Raw genomic sequence first — 13,006 nt, 5'->3', positions numbered from 1 at the left:
TGTCTGTCAGACACCGGTGCGCTTTCGAGTGGTGCTATTAAAAGGATGAAGCGCATCGCGGGTTACATAGAAGCGCAATGTTTCCCCTTCACGAACGGCTGGCTGGCCCGTGGTGCGAATCACCGTGGGTTGCTCGCTGTCGGCGAGATTAACGTATAGATGGCTTTCCGCGCCTGCCGCTTCAAAAAGCATGAGTGTCGCGTCGATAGCTAGATGGGGAGCCTCGGGCGGGGTGAGGTGCATGTCGTCAGGGCGTATGCCAAGGGTGTCGGTGCCTTCAGGAAGGTGTTCCAGCACGCTGCTGCTTTGAGTACGCAGATAATCCAGCGGCAACATGTTCATGGCCGGGGAGCCAATAAATTCCGCAACGAACATCGTGGCCGGACGGGCGTAGATCTCCATCGGTGTGCCTACCTGCTCAATTTGCCCGGCATTTAGTACGACCAAGCGGTCGCCCAGGGTCATTGCTTCCAGTTGATCGTGGGTGACGTACAGGCTGGTGGTTTTTAGGCGACGTTGTAGCTGTTTAATTTCTACCCGCATTTGTACGCGTAGCTTGGCGTCTAGGTTGGAAAGCGGTTCATCGAACAAGAAGGCTGAAGGCTCGCGCACCAGTGCTCGGCCCATCGCTACCCGTTGGCGCTGGCCGCCGGAAAGCTTGCGGGGTTTGCGCTCCAGGAAGTCTTCAATTTCCAGCATCTTGGCCGCTAAACGCACGCGTTTATCAATGTCATCTTTTTTGAAACCTCGGTTCTTTAAGCCATAAGCGAGGTTGTTGTAGACGGTCATGTGTGGATAAAGCGCGTAGTTTTGGAACACCATGGCGATGTCGCGCTCAGCGGGCTCTAGCTTATTCACTACCCGATCGCCAATTTTGAGCGTGCCTTCGGTAATGGTTTCAAGCCCAGCGACCATCCGTAGCAGAGTCGATTTTCCACAACCGGATGGCCCGACGAGTACCACAAATTCACCGTCTTCAATCTGTAAGTCGATCCCTTTGACCGCAGCCACGTTGCCCGCATAGGTTTTTTTTAGCCCTTCCAGGGTAATGCTGGCCATCTTTATTTCTCCGTCTCGGTCAGGCCTTTTACAAACAGGCGTTGCATAAACAGAATCACCAGTACGGGCGGCAGGGCGGCCATTACCACGGCGGCCATAATCAAGTGCCACTGGGGATTCTCTTCTGAGGTCATGCGCTGAATGCCCATCACAATGGTGTAGTAGTCAGGGTCGGTGGTGATCAGCAGTGGCCATAGGTATTGGTTCCAGCCATAAATGAACATGATCACAAACAGCGCCGCGATATTGGTAACTGATAGCGGCATAAGGATGTCTTTAAAGAACTTGAGTGGTCCTGCACCATCGACTCGGGCCGCTTCCAGCATCTCTTCCGGAATCGTCATAAAGAACTGGCGAAACAGAAACGTCGCGGTGGCCGATGCAATCAGTGGAATTGAAAGCCCCGCGAAGCTGTTTAGCATATTGAGATCTGCAACGACCTGAAATGTCGGAATAATGCGTACTTCGACGGGCAGCATCAGCGTGATGAAAATTAGCCAGAAGAAGAACATCCGAAAACGAAAGCGAAAGTAAACAATCGCAAACGCCGACAGTAACGAGATCGACAGTTTTCCTATGGTAATCGCCATGGCCATAACAAAGCTGTTCCATAGCATCATTCCTGCTGGTGGGGCACCTGCGTTGGAAACGCCGGACTGCCACATGCGGGTAAAGTTCTCGATACCATGAGCGCCGGGCAGCATCGGCAGCGTGCCGCGTAGCAAGTCGCCCGGTGCCTGGGTAGACGCCACGAGTGCAACGTAAACAGGGAACACCACCACCGCGACGCCAATCATCAACGTCAGATGAGCAAAAAAATTCGCCCAGGGTCGGTTTTCAACCATTGAAAGTCTCCCAAACAATTAACCAGCGGTGTTAGTAGTTCACGCGGCGCTCAATAAAGCGGAACTGCACCACCGTAAGTGCGACCACAATGGCCATCAAAATCACCGACTGAGCGGCCGAAGAGCCTAAGTTCAAGCCTACGAAGCCATCGGCGTAGACCTTATAGACCAGCGTGTTGGTCGCTTGGGCAGGGCCGCCTTGGGTAGTCGCGTGAATAATGCCGAAGGTATCGAACATGGCGTACACCACGTTAACCACCATCAAGAAGAAGGTCGTTGGCGTCAGCAGTGGGAAAATAATGGTCCAGAAGCGCTTCATGGGGCTTGCGCCGTCAATGGCCGCTGCTTCAATCAGTGATTGAGGAATCGACTGTAAGCCAGCGAGAAAAAACAGGAAGTTATAAGAAATCTGCTTCCAGGCGGCGGCAAAAATCACCAGCATCATGGCGTCTGCGCCTGAGGTACGGTGGTTCCACTGGTAGCCAACCATGTCCAGTATGTAAGGCACAATGCCAATCGAAGGGTTGAAGATAAACCACCACAGCACACCGGCAACCGCCGGGGCAATCGCGTAGGGCCATACCAGCAGCGTGGTATAGGTACTGCGTGAGCGGATCATGCGGTTAACCGTACTTGCTAACAGCAGCGCAACGGACATGGAAAGTAGTGTGGTACCTACCGCAAACACCACTGTCACTGAGAGCGAATTAAGATAGGCACCATCGCGAAAGAGACGCGCAAAGTTTTCCAAGCCCACAAAGGTGGTGCGTAGACCAAAGGCGTCTTCCCGCAGCAGTGATTGGTAAAGCGCTTGACCGGCAGGCCAAATAAAGAAAATCAGCGTGACAATGACCTGAGGAGCCAGCAGGGCGTAGGGCAAAAAACGCCCTGGAAAAGTCATGCGTTTGGTTTGCATAGGCGACGTATCCTGCGTCTATAAACGGCACCAATAAGCGGGGCACTTAAAAATAGGCTCGCCGCCTGCCAAAGGCAGGCGGCGGAGCGGGTGCTTACTTACTGGTTGGCTGATTGGAAGTCGCGCAGCAATCGATTACCACGTTCAACCGCTGAATCGGCAGCTTCTTGGCCCGTTTTAGCGCCGGTCATCACGGCCTCCATCTCTTCGGAGATGATGTCGCGGATCTGTACAAAGTTACCAAACCGCAGGCCTTTCGAGTTTTCAGTTGGTTCGTTTAGCGTCATCTGCTTCAGCGAAATATCAGCGCCTGGATTCTCATCGTAGTAGCCCTGCTCTTTGCTTAAGTCCCATGCCGCTTGAGTGATTGGCAGGTAGCCGGTCTGCTGGTGCCACTCAGCTTGCACTTCAGGCTGTGAGAGGTACTCAAAGAAGGCAGCAACGGCTTCATACTCGTCATCGGTGTGGCCTTGAAGTGCCCACAGGGTGGCACCGCCAATGATGGAGTTCTGTGGCGCGCCATCTACGTCGTCATAGTAGGGCTGCATACCGAAACCAACTTCAAAGTCGGAATTAGCAGCGACATCCGCACGAGAGGCAGAAGAGCCAAAGAAAATCGCACACTCTTGTGAGTAAAACAGCGGTTCAGAGTCTGGGCCGGAACCAGGGCCGCCCCACTTAAAGGCATCCGCATCCTGCCACGTCTTCAAATTATCCCAGTGGCGGGCCACTAGTTCATTGTTGAAGTTGAACTCTGTTTCTATTCCGCCAAAGCCGTTTTCTAACGTGCCTAGCGGAGAGTTGTGCATGGCAGAGAAGTTTTCCAGCATCACCCAGCTTGGCCATGAGGTGGTGAAACCACAGTTTGCAGCACCTGACTCGGTAATTTGAGTTGCATACTCCGCGACTTCATCCCAAGTTTGTGGTGGCTGCTCAGGGTCTAAACCTGCTTCCTCAAACACGTCACGGTTGTAATACATAATCGGCGTTGAGGAGTTGAACGGGAACGACAGCATGTTGCCGTTCGTGTCGGTGTAGTAACCGACTACCGCAGGTAGGAAAGCGTCACGATCAAATGCGCGGCCATGATCCTCCATGAGCTGATACACCGGATAAATGGCGCCATCAGCATTCATCATGGTACCTGTGCCGACTTCGAAGACCTGCAAAATATGGGGCTGCTCGCCTGCACGGAACGCCGCAATGGCACCGGTCATCGTTTCGGTATAATTGCCACGATAGCTTGGGGTTACGCGGTAATCATCCTGGGAGGCGTTAAACTCCTCCGTCATTTCTTCAAGGATTTCACCAAGCTGGCCTCCCATGGCGTGCCACCAAGTCACTTCAGTCGCTGAATGGGCAGAAAGGCTAAACGTGGCGGTCGCCACCCCTAGGGTAAGCGCGTGCAATGTGAAACGAGACATAACGGCTCCTTGTGGGTCGTTCGCAGTACATTTATTAAGTTTTTGGGTGCACTGAACATTAGAAAGTGTAGATGACGTTTTCATGAATGCACGATGAACTCGACGTGACAGTCAACGTTTAGTTGGCAGCAAGCCTGCTGAGTAGGAAAAGGCGAATGGCGGTGATAGGGTAATATCAAGAGATTAACTAGCGAGAGCAGAATGATTGACGTGACTACCTTACTGGCGAAGCTAGTATCATTCGATACCACCTCAAGTGGATCAAATTTAGCCTTAATTGAATTTGTTGAGCACTATCTAGCTGATTATGGTGTTGCTTCAGAGCGAGTGATGAGCCCGTGTGGAACCAAAGCCAATCTGATTGCCCGCGTAGGCCCTGATGCCCCTGGCGGCGTGGTGCTTTCTGGCCATACCGACGTAGTGCCTGTGGCCGGTCAGCCATGGTCGAGTGACCCGTTTACCCTGCGTGATGGCGGCGATGGCCGTCTTTACGGGCGTGGCACCTGTGACATGAAAGGCTTTATTGCCTGTGCGTTAGCCATGGTGCCTGTCTGGGTCAATGCGTCGCTGAAGCAGCCTATCTATTTCGGGTTTTCTTACGACGAAGAAATTGGCTGTGTGGGCGCACCTAGCCTTATTAAACGCTTTTACGAGCATTACTCCACCACCGCCCACGTCATTGTTGGTGAACCTACTAGCATGCAGCCTGTGGTCGCTCAAAAAGGCGCAACTAATCTGCGCACCACCGTGATTGGTCGGGAGGCCCACAGTAGCCAAGTGAATCAAGGCACGTCAGCTATTCATGTGGCGGCAAGGCTGGTCACGTTTATTGAAGACACGATGGCGGCATTGGTGGAAGAGGGCCGCGTCGACGAGGCCTTTAACGTGCCCCACACCAGCCTGCATGTAGGCAAAATAAAAGGTGGCACGGCAATCAATATTATGGCGCGGGAGTGTCAGTTCGAGTGGGAAATTCGTCACCTGCCAACGGACACCTTCGACGAAATATACGCGCGCTTTAAGGCCTATTGCGACCAGCAAAGCGCTGAGTTGCAGGCCAAAGGCAAGCACGTTGAAATTACCACTAAGCCGCTAAACGTGACCGTACCGGGCTTGGCCGACCGCGAAAACGATCGGGTGCTTCGCTTAGCCAAAGACCATTTGCCAGCAGGGTGCTGCGACCATGCGGTGGCTTACGCCACGGAAGCGGGACAGTTCCAAGGCCAGGGCTTGCAGACAATCATTCTTGGCCCTGGCAGCATCGCTCAAGCGCATCAGCCCGATGAGTATATTGAGACGGCCCAGCTGCATGAATGCACGGCGTTTATGCAGCGATTAGGTCAGGCGTTAGAAACACCCTATTCGGGATGATGGCTGCTAATGAGCCTTGAATATAAATAGCACACAATAAAAAACACCCGCCAATGTTTAGACAGGCGGGTGTTTTTCTAAAACGTTGCTGCGTTGCTCATTACGACTAATGCTGATGTTGCTCTTCGTAAAGCTCTGCTTTCGCATGGCGCATCACATCTTCGCAGGCCTGTTGGCGGGCAAGTTGGGTCAGCAGCCGCTGAGTCACCTCAAACCCTTTCCCCAAACAGGTATCAACTTCGTCTCGGCTAACGTGCGGAGAGACGTTGTAGTCGATTTTTACCGTACGGCCACCGCCTTCTAGTCGATCGGCGATTTGTCTAAGCCGCCACGCGATTCGCTCTTTCCAGGTTGCTGATTCTACCGCGCCTTCGTTTACGCTAAACGTGCACTGCCATTCGGGTTTGTAAACCTTCATAGGAGAACCTCCACTGCGTTTGGAAAGAATGATCGATCGTGTGTCGTACTCCGTCTGTCTGATGATGTAGCTCTGGTACTATACCTAACTATTTGCCAATACCGAAACAAAACGTATACCAAGTCTATAAACCAAAGAATACAGAGTCTTCAATATGACGCTTTCAACGCCAGTCTCAACGTCAGCCAACTGCCCGTGCGGCAGTGGTGCTGCACTCTCGGCGTGTTGCCAACCTTATCATCAAGGTGTAACGGCACCGACGCCTGAAGCGCTAATGCGTTCACGTTACACGGCATTTGCGTTGAATAGCCACGATTACTTACTCGCCACTTGGCACCCATCAACGCGGCCAGCGCAGCTGCAGCTCGACCCAGATACCCAGTGGAAAGCGCTTACGATTGTGGCGGCACCGCCAGTAAAAGAGGAACAGGGCACGGTACATTTTTTAGCCTATTTTCGTGAACAAAACCGCTGGCAGGTGCTGGAAGAAAACTCCCGGTTTGTGTTTGAAGACGGGCGCTGGTGGTATGTTGATGGCGTGCCGACCATTGAGCGCCTTAAACCACGGCGAAATGAGCGCTGCCTATGTGGCAGCGGTCGAAAAATAAAGAGTTGTTGCGGTGAGTAGTATCAATACCGATACCCAATGGTACCTCTACTTACTTGAGTGCAAGCGCGGCACCTATGTGGGAATTACCAATAACCTAGCGAAACGTTACCAAGCGCACTGCAATGGTAAAGGCGCACGCTATACCCGTGCCAACCCGCCGCTGGCACTGCTTGGCGCGCAGCCATTCGCAGATCGCGCCGAGGCCAGCCGCGCTGAATATGCGCTGAAGCGCCAAACGCCACGTCGAAAACGTGAATGGGCCACTCAGTGGCCTTACACGTTACAAGTTAGTAACCATAATGCTGACGCTTTTCTCAGGAGGTAACCGCCTGCGGCAGGCGGGTAGTGGTAATATCACTGCCAAGCATCAAGAAAACTCCATCCGCGTGCGCCAACCAGTGTCGGAGCATTCGGGAATAAGAACCAATAGTTAAGTTTAAGGCGTGATGTGTGTATAAATTAATATCAGCAAGCGCTGTTTGCTTTTTTGTTTTTATATTATGGATCCTCTATTTAGCTAACACTGGCGGAAATAGCCTATTTTTCGATTTTATTCGGAGCATCCCTTATGGCGATAAGCTGGGGCATATGGGGTTGTTTGGCTTTCTTACACTAGCAGCCGTGATTGGTTCGAAGTTTCGAGCGTTTCAGTGTGGAAAGTTGAACGTTTATTATGGTGCGGTACTTGTCGCATTGTTCACCATTGGTGAAGAATTCAGCCAACTATTTATTTCGTCTCGCACATTTGACCTTCTTGACTTGGCCGCAAATTTTGTCGGTATAGCACTGGCGGTGAGTATTGCCTATCTGACAAATAGATATTTAATTAAGAGGCTGTGAGGTTAGGCTTTTTTTCACAGCCTTTGGGCTTCAGGCTGAGCAAGATCGTTATATCATCACAACTCTGTATCAGCACTGGTCACGGAAGTGAAAGTGTTCTCTCGTCTCAGACTTACCATGACCGAGAGTCCCCTTCTATTAACTCATTATTTTAATTTAATCTTAAAAATTGAAATAGGTAATGATAATTTATTTTTATAATCAATGCTATGTATAGCAATATGCCAAGTGCCTTGGCGGTAGGAGCTTATAAACAGTCCATAGTGATCAGGGTAAAATATTATCCCGACAAACATTGCCAGAGCCGAGTAAATGCTACGCTTTCCATTCCCCCATAACCAATATTGCATAGCTATCTCTTGGGCTGTATTGGTAGAGTAACCCGTCAAAATATGAAAAATATCATGATTTTCGCAATGCGGTTGAGGTTCAAATTCGTGCTGTGATAAAAAACACCCCAAACTAAATCCCAAGCTATCAGTAGGGTATGAAAGTAGTTGCTCTACGCGAATATTCCACGCTGGTCCAGTTTTAAGTAATATGTATAAGCGGCTAGATAGCTTAAATCCAAAGCCTATTAATGCCTCTCGTATTGTATGAATAAAGTTTGTTTTTGGAGCTTTATGATAAATGTTAGTCATACTTCCCGCGGCAAAAATGCCAATGCTCTTGCTCTAAAGGCTCACAATAAAAATAGCCACTATTAGCCCTCCATTCTTTTAGTGCTCCCGATATAGAGGGGACGAACTCCTCAGTCCAGCCGTATGGATTATGTTGCTGAAACTCTGTCAGCCTATTTTGCATTTCATCTGGGTGTAGTATGCGTCTGAGATGGCCATCAGGGTTGTATTGAATGTAGCGATAAGGCCCGGGAACAAACTCTTCTTGTAGGTCAAAATAAAAATAGGCAATAAAATAAAATTTAGGTTGGCATCGGTAAGAAAATGATACACGCTCTATCTTGCTATTTACGTCCGTTATAGCGGCTAAAAGCCTATCGATAAAAGTTTCGTCTTGTAGTGATTCTGGCCACACTATGCCATTTTTTATTCCCATGGCCCTTAGGTTGTTTTGTTGCATAAAGGCGTGAACTTGATCAGCAAGAGTAGTTAGAGCCTGTGTTTGTTTTATTCCAGGCCGATAGCGCTCAACTGCCAGTAAATAGCTTAGCCAGGTAAGAAAGATGCTGCTGATCACCATCGGGATAATGATGGCTTTACGGCGATAGAAATGCATTTTTAAATTATTATACTCTGTATTGGTTGATGATTTTTAATAAGGTTGAGCACAGCATAGCCAATTGCTAGAGATGCTTACCTGTGCAGAGATACCAATGTGCCAACTCTGTAGTCTCGCAGAATAAATAACCATTTTTTAAGGGGCTGGCTTCTTCGGTGTTTTCGAGGGCATCTACTAACGATGGAATTACGCCCTCCTCAAAATATGCCCCACTAGGAGAGTATCTTAAATACCACCAAGGTGCGTATAATGGAAAGCCGCTTACTTCAAAAGGTCTTTTAATTCTAAAAAAAGCCTCGAAGTAGCAGTCTTGAAAATGACCGCAAACTTTCGTAAAGCTTGCGTTTTTGATATTAAGGGTTGAGTCTTCTATACTCTTTATTGCAGAACTGGGGATTTGATTTTCTAGTATTGTCGGTTTAGCACGAAATCTACCATCACGTATATACGCCTCGGCATTTCCATTCTCTATGATGATTTTTAATATATCGTTTTTATCTATAAAGTCGAAGATGTTTTCGGCGCTCTTAGTAAGTTTGGGATCAGGCTGGTAGGTCATAACACCATAGATATAAAGCTGCCAGGCAAAAAAAACAACGCCAACAATTAGGGGTATTATAAAAATCTTACGTCTATAGAATGACATTATTGTGCTGCTCCCTGGCTGTTTTTCAATTTAACTTCTTCCAGCCGCCGTCTGACCCCTTGGCAAGTATGGGGTATTTTGGAGCCCTTTTCCTCTGGATACTCTACTTGAGTGATTTCATTCATTAGTAGAGAGCCCGTTAACTGCTGAGGGGTAAAACGCTCATACAACGATATGCCTAAGTGGACTGAAAGGTAGTCGGTTACATCATCAAAGCGACGAACCCCCTCACCGTTAATATCACTGCGGTCAGTTGGCGATCTACCAAATTTTCTAAAATCATCGAGATACTGCGCCAGACCGGCGCCGTCTAATAGGCTGTCTTCAGAAAAGCCGATGTAGCGGCCAACATAACCGTAGTGAATGTTGGACCAGATATCGTAATAATATTCGTAGCCTTGGTATTTATGGTGATACGGTTCAGTCGTGATACCTAAGGTTGCAAACTGCCTTCCCCTCTCAGGATTCACCCTTGGGTCAAAGTATTGTTTGTGATCCCATACGCCGCCTGGCCTCACCAGTAAAGCCCAGCGGCCAAGTGCCGCTGCTTTTAGTTGCATTTCGATCTGCATAAAATTAGGCCTTGTGACTTCACGAGCAAGGCGCTGAACGATATTGAGTGACTCGCCTTCTCGCTGCCAGCGCTCTATGGCTTCAAGCCAGCTATAGGCGTTCTGCTGCTTTATACGCTGGGCGTCGTCGGATTCAACGTTGGTCTGAATTTCCTCAACGATCCAGGCAGCAACTTCCAGCGCCTGATCTCTATGTGGACAGGGAACCGTGACGATAAAAGGGTCATCCAGCGTGGCGGGGGTGGTGGTGGTTTGTGCTATATGCTGCCACTGGGCCATTTCAACTGCTCCTGATCAAAACGTCGACGACCTTGGCGGAAAGCTCTGAATCCATCAGGTCTGCTTCCCCTTCGGCGTTGGTTTTCCCCTCTTTTGTTTCTCCACTTTCCAGAACTAACCGATAGGGTTGATTAGCAAGCGGGGAACCGTATTCATCACGCAAAACAACGCGTCGGTTGTAGCGAGGTGGTTGAATGCCGGGGAGTGACGAGGCGCTTGCCCCGCCTGAAGGTTGGCCAGTGACAGCACTGGAGGCTGCGATTACCGTTCCGCCACATGAAGTTTGGCTGCCGTGAATGGCCGCCGCGGCACCTTCAATGGTGTACCAATCCAGGCCGGTGACGATACTGGCGCCGCAGGAACTGCGGTCGCCAACGCGGGCGGCGGGAACGCCGTCAACAAAGGTGGTCGAGGCCGCACTGACAATGCGGTGAGGGCCTCCCTTGCAGGGGCAGGCAACTTGGTCGCCAAGCTTCGCTTGTTCCATGGCAGTATTATCTTCCTGATAAAGCCACTAAAGAATGCTTAAAGTGACTGCTCGTCTGAAGTTTTTAAATGGTTAGAGTGATTTGAGCTGGCTAAATTATCAAGCTAGCACTGGCTGGTAAATACTAAAAAATGTGTAATATTGATACTTTTAGCGTTTGATTAATTATCCATAATAAATAGTAGTTAAGTTTCAAAAGCATAAAAAAACAGGCAATTAATTGCCTGGCTTAAATATTCTTTATGTTTGGTAATAAAGCGCGATGCAACGCACCGCGTTTTTGGCTTTACTTTAGGGGATGTTTACCGAACTACCGTTACAGTACACGTTGCCTGGCGCACAACATTTAAGGCGGTGGAACCCATAAAGTGGTCAGGAAAGCCGGGACGGTTCGATGAAATAATGATGCAGTCGACGCCATTGCGCTTGGCAAACTTGACCACTTGATGGGCGGCATTGCCTTCCACCACATGAATCTCGTAGTGCTCGTCGCCAATTTTCTTTTGAATACCGTCTTTAATGCGTTGCGCGGTGGTTTCGCGGTAATCACTGGGCAGTGATGGTGCAATATAAGGCGGAATACGCTCCATGACAGAAATGATCTGTATGGTGCTATCTTCGTCGGCCAACTTACGTGCTACGTCGATTTTCTGCACAACATTCGAGTTATTGTCTGCCGCCGTGGTAATCAGAATATTTTTATACATGACATGTATCCTCAGGCTGATAGGCGGTGGCATGAGGCGATAGCTTGGTCGCCTCTTGCCACGTGCCTGTTCTCGATCTACTTCGCTAGATCGGCTGACGGTTGGTGTTCAACGTTTGACTGGCTATAGGTGTTAACGTCGTTACGCTCGCCTTCCCGCCAGATGAAGATGTTGAACAGGCCATAGAGAATAGCGATGATCGGCGTGATGATGGCTAAAAACGTCCAGCCCATATAATCCCACGCGGAAACATCCAGCACCCCCATGTAGTAAGCGCCACCCAGCCCCCAGGGCACCAGAGGTGACGTGACGGTTGCCGAGTCTTCACAGGTGCGAGAGCATACCGAGGGCAGAATTTTCAGCTTACGGTAGGCGGGTACAAACATGCGCCCCGGAATGATGATGGCAATATACTGGCTGGCCGAGAACAGGTTAGTGGCCAGCGACGAGAAAACGTGTGTGACGATCAACCCGCGTGAATTGCTGACCAGTTTGCCCAACTTTTCCAGGATAACTTCTAGCATACGGGTTTTTTCCAGCAAACCGCCCAGGCTCAGGCCGATAAAGCCCAGTGAGATGGTCCACATCATGCTTTGCAGACCCCCGCGGCTGAGCAGGTCATCAACCGCTTCTACGCCGGTCTCCGAAACATAGCCGTAGTTCATGTAGTTCATCATGTTGCCTAGCGCAACGCCCTGAGTAGCCACGGCAAGGCCCGCACCCAGCAGGCTGCCAATCACCATCACCGCCAGCGCATTAACACGCCGGTAGGCAAGTACCACAACTACCAGTGGAGGGATAAAGGGCAGCAGACCGACCGAAAAGTTCTCGCGAATGCCGGCCAAAAGCTCAGCGGTGCGCGAAATATCAGCCCCTTCGCCGTCAAAGCGCATACCAATAAAAAAGAACAGAATAATGGTAATGATTAGTGCAGGGCCGGTGGTGTAGAACATCGAACGGATGTGGTCGAACAGGTTGGCCTCGGCAACCCCAGCGGCGAGGTTGGTGGAGTCTGATACTGGTGAAATCTTGTCACCAAAGATTGCTCCGGAAATCACTGCCCCGGCAGTCATCGCCGGAGAAATACCCAGCCCACTGCCAATGCCGATAAAAGCCACGCCAAAGGTGGCGGCGGTTGTCCATGAACTGCCGGTGACCAGTGAGGCAACAGCGCAGACAATCACCGCGGTGAACAGGAAATACGAAGGGTTGATCAGCTGCAAGCCGTAATAGACCAGCGATGGAATCGTTCCTGAGGCGATCCAACTGGCCACCAGTATCCCGACCATCATCAAGATCAGCATCGGCAGCATGGCGATTTCACAGCCATACAGGATGCCTTTCTGGATATCCTGCCAGCTGAAGCCGGAATACAGTGCCACCAGGGCGCAGACCACGATGGCGAAAATCAGTGAAATATGCGTCACCCAGTCTTCACCGAGGATAAAAATCTGTGCAAACATCATGAAGCACAGAAATCCGATAACGGTGATAGCGCCCAGAAATGAAGGACGCTTATGGGTGTCTTGCGTGGTTGTTGACATTGTTATTCTCCCTGCTTAGGGGTCAAGCGTTGTTATCGTAACGTTGTTC

At 50.1% G+C, this 13,006-nt stretch carries 16 protein-coding genes; 4 read left to right on the top strand and 12 right to left on the bottom strand.

Going from position 1 to position 13,006, the window contains the following annotated elements; translation table 11 throughout:
• Positions 1 to 6: 6 nt before the first annotated feature.
• The 4 genes from CR46_RS0114845 to ugpB all read right to left on the bottom strand — a co-directional run bounded on the left by CR46_RS0114845 (position 7) and on the right by ugpB (position 4,244).
• On the bottom strand, positions 7 to 1,059 hold the full coding sequence (locus CR46_RS0114845; RefSeq protein WP_030074163.1) for a sn-glycerol-3-phosphate import ATP-binding protein UgpC: 1,053 nt from the start codon (positions 1,057 to 1,059) through the stop codon (positions 7 to 9).
• Positions 1,060 to 1,061: 2 nt separating this feature from the next.
• Complete coding sequence (gene ugpE, locus CR46_RS0114840) at positions 1,062 to 1,904, bottom strand: sn-glycerol-3-phosphate ABC transporter permease UgpE (protein WP_030074162.1); 843 nt, start codon at positions 1,902 to 1,904, stop codon at positions 1,062 to 1,064.
• A gap of 31 nt (positions 1,905 to 1,935) precedes the next feature.
• Positions 1,936 to 2,820 carry a sn-glycerol-3-phosphate ABC transporter permease UgpA gene (gene ugpA, locus CR46_RS0114835; RefSeq protein WP_030074161.1) on the bottom strand — a complete coding sequence of 295 codons (885 nt, stop codon included), beginning with the start codon at positions 2,818 to 2,820 and terminating at the stop codon, positions 1,936 to 1,938.
• Positions 2,821 to 2,918: 98 nt separating this feature from the next.
• Positions 2,919 to 4,244, bottom strand: a complete 1,326-nt coding sequence (ugpB, locus tag CR46_RS0114830; RefSeq protein WP_030074160.1) for a sn-glycerol-3-phosphate ABC transporter substrate-binding protein UgpB — start codon at positions 4,242 to 4,244, stop codon at positions 2,919 to 2,921.
• 201 nt (positions 4,245 to 4,445) lie between these two features.
• Here ugpB and argE point away from each other — a divergent pair, with 201 nt between their 5' ends.
• A complete protein-coding gene (gene argE, locus CR46_RS0114825; RefSeq protein WP_030074159.1) occupies positions 4,446 to 5,615 on the top strand; it encodes an acetylornithine deacetylase in 1,170 nt (389 codons plus the stop codon).
• Positions 5,616 to 5,721: 106 nt separating this feature from the next.
• Here the strand turns inward: argE and CR46_RS0114820 are convergent, their stop codons facing one another.
• Positions 5,722 to 6,033 carry a hypothetical protein gene (locus tag CR46_RS0114820; RefSeq protein ID WP_030074158.1) on the bottom strand — a complete coding sequence of 104 codons (312 nt, stop codon included), beginning with the start codon at positions 6,031 to 6,033 and terminating at the stop codon, positions 5,722 to 5,724.
• Positions 6,034 to 6,187: 154 nt separating this feature from the next.
• Here CR46_RS0114820 and CR46_RS0114815 point away from each other — a divergent pair, with 154 nt between their 5' ends.
• The 3 genes from CR46_RS0114815 to CR46_RS0114805 all read left to right on the top strand — a co-directional run bounded on the left by CR46_RS0114815 (position 6,188) and on the right by CR46_RS0114805 (position 7,483).
• Positions 6,188 to 6,661 carry a YchJ family protein gene (locus tag CR46_RS0114815; RefSeq protein WP_030074157.1) on the top strand — a complete coding sequence of 158 codons (474 nt, stop codon included), beginning with the start codon at positions 6,188 to 6,190 and terminating at the stop codon, positions 6,659 to 6,661.
• Positions 6,654 to 6,968 (top strand): GIY-YIG nuclease family protein, encoded by a 315-nt coding sequence (locus tag CR46_RS0114810; protein ID WP_084180506.1) that lies wholly within the window; start codon positions 6,654 to 6,656, stop codon positions 6,966 to 6,968. Before CR46_RS0114815 ends, CR46_RS0114810 begins: the two co-directional genes overlap by 8 nt.
• A 125-nt stretch (positions 6,969 to 7,093) precedes the next feature.
• Positions 7,094 to 7,483, top strand: coding sequence for a VanZ family protein (locus CR46_RS0114805; protein WP_030074155.1), 390 nt, complete (start codon positions 7,094 to 7,096; stop codon positions 7,481 to 7,483).
• 146 nt (positions 7,484 to 7,629) lie between these two features.
• Here CR46_RS0114805 and CR46_RS0114800 read toward each other — a convergent pair whose 3' ends face one another.
• From CR46_RS0114800 to nhaC, 7 genes are all read right to left on the bottom strand, one after another.
• A complete protein-coding gene (locus CR46_RS0114800) occupies positions 7,630 to 8,124 on the bottom strand; it encodes a hypothetical protein (RefSeq protein ID WP_030074154.1) in 495 nt (164 codons plus the stop codon).
• On the bottom strand, positions 8,117 to 8,719 hold the full coding sequence (locus CR46_RS0114795) for a hypothetical protein (RefSeq protein ID WP_030074153.1): 603 nt from the start codon (positions 8,717 to 8,719) through the stop codon (positions 8,117 to 8,119). The genes CR46_RS0114800 and CR46_RS0114795 overlap by 8 nt, the downstream gene beginning before the upstream one ends.
• Positions 8,720 to 8,786: 67 nt before the next feature.
• Positions 8,787 to 9,368, bottom strand: a complete 582-nt coding sequence (locus CR46_RS0114790; RefSeq protein WP_030074152.1) for a hypothetical protein — start codon at positions 9,366 to 9,368, stop codon at positions 8,787 to 8,789.
• Positions 9,368 to 10,219 (bottom strand): polymorphic toxin type 44 domain-containing protein, encoded by an 852-nt coding sequence (locus CR46_RS18010; protein WP_030074151.1) that lies wholly within the window; start codon positions 10,217 to 10,219, stop codon positions 9,368 to 9,370. The genes CR46_RS0114790 and CR46_RS18010 overlap by 1 nt, the downstream gene beginning before the upstream one ends.
• A 1-nt stretch (position 10,220) precedes the next feature.
• Positions 10,221 to 10,706: a PAAR domain-containing protein gene (locus tag CR46_RS18005; protein WP_030074150.1), complete on the bottom strand. Its 486-nt coding sequence runs from the start codon at positions 10,704 to 10,706 to the stop codon at positions 10,221 to 10,223.
• Positions 10,707 to 11,008: 302 nt separating this feature from the next.
• The gene (locus CR46_RS0114775; protein WP_030074149.1) at positions 11,009 to 11,413 is read right to left on the bottom strand and encodes a universal stress protein; all 405 of its coding nucleotides are present in this window, start codon (positions 11,411 to 11,413) and stop codon (positions 11,009 to 11,011) included.
• 77 nt (positions 11,414 to 11,490) lie between these two features.
• Positions 11,491 to 12,957 carry a Na+/H+ antiporter NhaC gene (gene nhaC / locus CR46_RS0114770; protein WP_030074148.1) on the bottom strand — a complete coding sequence of 489 codons (1,467 nt, stop codon included), beginning with the start codon at positions 12,955 to 12,957 and terminating at the stop codon, positions 11,491 to 11,493.
• Positions 12,958 to 13,006 lie beyond the last annotated feature (49 nt).

The sequence above is a fragment of the Vreelandella neptunia genome (assembly GCF_000712975.1).
Taxonomy (GTDB): domain Bacteria; phylum Pseudomonadota; class Gammaproteobacteria; order Pseudomonadales; family Halomonadaceae; genus Vreelandella; species Vreelandella qaidamensis.
The sequence above is the reverse complement of the archived record's forward strand: the minus strand, read 5'-3'. Positions and strand labels throughout refer to the sequence as shown.

Bases quoted from the DNA above. Each gene is read 5' to 3' on its own strand.
- CR46_RS0114845 (WP_030074163.1), bottom strand. From the start codon at position 1,059: ATGGCCAGCATTACCCTGGAAGGGCTAAAAAAAACCTATGCGGGCAAC.
- ugpE (WP_030074162.1), bottom strand. From the start codon at position 1,904: ATGGTTGAAAACCGACCCTGGGCGAATTTTTTTGCTCATCTGACGTTG.
- ugpA (WP_030074161.1), bottom strand. From the start codon at position 2,820: ATGCAAACCAAACGCATGACTTTTCCAGGGCGTTTTTTGCCCTACGCC.
- ugpB (WP_030074160.1), bottom strand. From the start codon at position 4,244: ATGTCTCGTTTCACATTGCACGCGCTTACCCTAGGGGTGGCGACCGCC.
- argE (WP_030074159.1), top strand. From the start codon at position 4,446: ATGATTGACGTGACTACCTTACTGGCGAAGCTAGTATCATTCGATACC.
- CR46_RS0114820 (WP_030074158.1), bottom strand. From the start codon at position 6,033: ATGAAGGTTTACAAACCCGAATGGCAGTGCACGTTTAGCGTAAACGAA.
- CR46_RS0114815 (WP_030074157.1), top strand. From the start codon at position 6,188: ATGACGCTTTCAACGCCAGTCTCAACGTCAGCCAACTGCCCGTGCGGC.
- CR46_RS0114800 (WP_030074154.1), bottom strand. From the start codon at position 8,124: ATGACTAACATTTATCATAAAGCTCCAAAAACAAACTTTATTCATACA.
- CR46_RS0114795 (WP_030074153.1), bottom strand. From the start codon at position 8,719: ATGCATTTCTATCGCCGTAAAGCCATCATTATCCCGATGGTGATCAGC.
- CR46_RS0114790 (WP_030074152.1), bottom strand. From the start codon at position 9,368: ATGTCATTCTATAGACGTAAGATTTTTATAATACCCCTAATTGTTGGC.
- CR46_RS18010 (WP_030074151.1), bottom strand. From the start codon at position 10,219: ATGGCCCAGTGGCAGCATATAGCACAAACCACCACCACCCCCGCCACG.
- CR46_RS18005 (WP_030074150.1), bottom strand. From the start codon at position 10,706: ATGGAACAAGCGAAGCTTGGCGACCAAGTTGCCTGCCCCTGCAAGGGA.
- CR46_RS0114775 (WP_030074149.1), bottom strand. From the start codon at position 11,413: ATGTATAAAAATATTCTGATTACCACGGCGGCAGACAATAACTCGAAT.
- nhaC (WP_030074148.1), bottom strand. From the start codon at position 12,957: ATGTCAACAACCACGCAAGACACCCATAAGCGTCCTTCATTTCTGGGC.